Raw genomic sequence first — 2,457 nt, 5'->3', positions numbered from 1 at the left:
ATCCGTCGAGGGCGAAAGCCCGCGAGCGAGGACCGTCAGGTGCGAGCGTGCACGGCGGCGGACTGTCGAAATCCGCTGCACATCCGTCGAGGGCGAAAGCCCGCGAGCGAGGACCGTCAGGTGCGAGCGTGCACGGGGAAGAGAGACCTATATATAAAGAGGAGGAGATCAGTATGCCGGTAGAAGTGAAGGTTACTCTTGATGTGGAAAGTATGTCAGAATTTATGATTTATCATATTTATACAAGCAGGGTGGGAGCCTTCCTGCTTGCATTAGGTGCGCTGAATGTGGGCCTTGCAGTAGCGTTTGCCTTGCATGGTGAGGCAATGCTTACGCTTGTGTTTGCGGTGTTTGCGATATTGGTATTTTTCGGGATGCCTGCTTCTATAAAAAGCCGGGTGGCATCTATGAAGGATTCCCGGCGTATGACAGAATCTGTAACTTATGAATTTAGCGAGGAAGGAATAAAGACAACAACATCGGAGAAGACGGGAAAAGCATCCTGGGGGAAATTTCAAAAAGCGATATCCAAAAAACATATACTGATTTTGTATGACGATAAGAAAAATGCAATTATCCTTCCTATTGCGCAGCTTGGGGAAAAATATCAGCAAATTATAGATATTATCACAGCCCAAATGCCAGAAAATGCCGTGCGTATTAAAAGAAAGTAAAACAGGAGCAAAACAGAACGTATGATAATAGAATCAAAATGTGAAAAGGATACATTTGAGTTGGGGAAGAAAATCGGACGGGAAGCAGCGCCGGGAGACGTTTATACGCTTGTGGGAGACCTGGGCGTGGGGAAAACTGTTTTTACAAAAGGGGTGGCAGCAGGCCTTGGGATTTTGGAACCGGTCAGCAGTCCTACTTTTACGATTGTCCAGGTTTATGAAGAAGGCAGACTGCCGTTTTACCATTTTGATGTATACCGGATTGGCGATATAGAAGAAATGGAAGAAATTGGATTTGAGGATTATATTTACGGAGAAGGTGTAAGCCTGATTGAGTGGGCTAATCTGATTGAGGAGCTTCTCCCGGAGCGGTATACACAGATCACAATAGAGAAGGATCTGGAAAAAGGATTTGATTATAGAAAAATTACAGTGGAAAATATTTAGAAAGATAAGGAAGAAAATATGCGTATATTGGCTTTAGACAGTTCTGGACTGGTTGCATCTGTGGCAGTAGTAGAAGATGAACAGACAGTGGCAGAATATACAGTAAATTATAAAAAGACGCATTCGCAGACATTACTGCCTATGTTGGATGAAGTGGCAAAAATGATCGAATTGGATCTGAAGGAAGTAGATGCAATAGCGGTAGCAGGAGGACCGGGATCTTTTACCGGGCTTCGGATCGGTTCGGCAACAGCAAAAGGGCTGGGCCTGGCGCTTCATAAGCCGTTGGTTCATGTGCCGACCCTGGAAGGATTGGCCTATAATTTATATGGAGTTTCCGGTTTGGTATGTCCGATCATGGATGCCAGAAGAAAGCAGGTTTATACAGGGATTTATTCTTTTGATACCGGATTTCATGTAATAAAAGATCAGGAGGCAATTGCAGTAAAAGAACTTGCACAGCTGCTGAACACTATGGAGGGGCCTGTTACATTTCTGGGAGATGGGGTGCCGGTGTACAAAGAAATACTGGAAGAGGAGTTGACGGTTACACATTTTTATGCTCCGGCGAATATGAACCGGCAGAGGGCTGCATCTGTAGGACTGCTCGGAATGCAATATTACAAAGAGGGGAAGGCGGAAACAGCAGCAGACCACAAGCCTGATTATCTGCGGGTATCACAGGCAGAACGTGAGCGGCAGGAAAGAAAACAGGAAGGAGGACAATAATGCTGACAATACGACGAATGAAAGAGTCTGATATTCCGGAAGTCGCCAGACTGGAGAAAGAAATCTTTCCGGATCCATGGAGTGAAGGGGCGATAAGCGAAACATTCGAGCAGGAGCAGACCCTTTTACTGGTAGCCTATGAGGATAGAAAACTGATAGGATATCTGATTTTGTATTTTGTCCTCGAAGAAGGAGAAATTGCAAGAATTGCAGTAATCCCTGAATGCAGACGTCAGGGGGTGGGAGCCAGAATGCTCCTGGAGTTGGAAGACTTGTGTGAAGACAATGGCATTACAAAGCTGCTTCTTGATGTGAGGGAAAGCAATGAGACGGCAATCTCATTTTATACAAGCTATGGTTTTGTTCAGGACGGAGTTCGCCGTAATTTCTATAGTGATCCACAGGAAGATGGGATTTTGATGAGCCGCGAAATTGGAAAATGATTGTCTAAGAAGGAAGCAGTTTCCACTAGGATCTGCCGTCAAAGACAGATATAATAGAGGCGTAACAAAAGGACTAAAAGAAAAGATACCTTCAGGGAGGAATTGTATGCGCCAGTATCAGCTAAAAGAGACAAAAGAGATTCAAAAAACAATAAAAAAGATAG

4 protein-coding genes are annotated in these 2,457 nt (G+C 44.7%); all 4 read left to right on the top strand.

Annotated elements, in window-relative coordinates:
• Positions 1-674, top strand: a 674-nt coding sequence (locus WJ238_RS09675) for a YcxB family protein (RefSeq protein ID WP_337606810.1), incomplete at its 5' end; no start/stop codon positions are given.
• Between the two features lie 21 nt (positions 675-695).
• Positions 696-1,121 carry a tRNA (adenosine(37)-N6)-threonylcarbamoyltransferase complex ATPase subunit type 1 TsaE gene (tsaE, locus tag WJ238_RS09670; RefSeq protein ID WP_230106947.1) on the top strand — a complete coding sequence of 142 codons (426 nt, stop codon included), beginning with the start codon at positions 696-698 and terminating at the stop codon, positions 1,119-1,121.
• A gap of 18 nt (positions 1,122-1,139) precedes the next feature.
• Positions 1,140-1,850 (top strand): tRNA (adenosine(37)-N6)-threonylcarbamoyltransferase complex dimerization subunit type 1 TsaB, encoded by a 711-nt coding sequence (gene tsaB, locus WJ238_RS09665; RefSeq protein WP_256194920.1) that lies wholly within the window; start codon positions 1,140-1,142, stop codon positions 1,848-1,850.
• Complete coding sequence (rimI, locus tag WJ238_RS09660) at positions 1,850-2,293, top strand: ribosomal protein S18-alanine N-acetyltransferase (RefSeq protein WP_316266280.1); 444 nt, start codon at positions 1,850-1,852, stop codon at positions 2,291-2,293. The genes tsaB and rimI overlap by 1 nt, the downstream gene beginning before the upstream one ends.
• Positions 2,294-2,457 lie beyond the last annotated feature (164 nt).

This window comes from Claveliimonas sp. (genome assembly GCF_037273965.1).
Lineage (GTDB): Bacteria > Bacillota > Clostridia > Lachnospirales > Lachnospiraceae > Claveliimonas > Claveliimonas bilis.
Note: the sequence above shows the minus strand (reverse complement) of the source record. Positions and strands in the feature narration are given on the sequence as shown.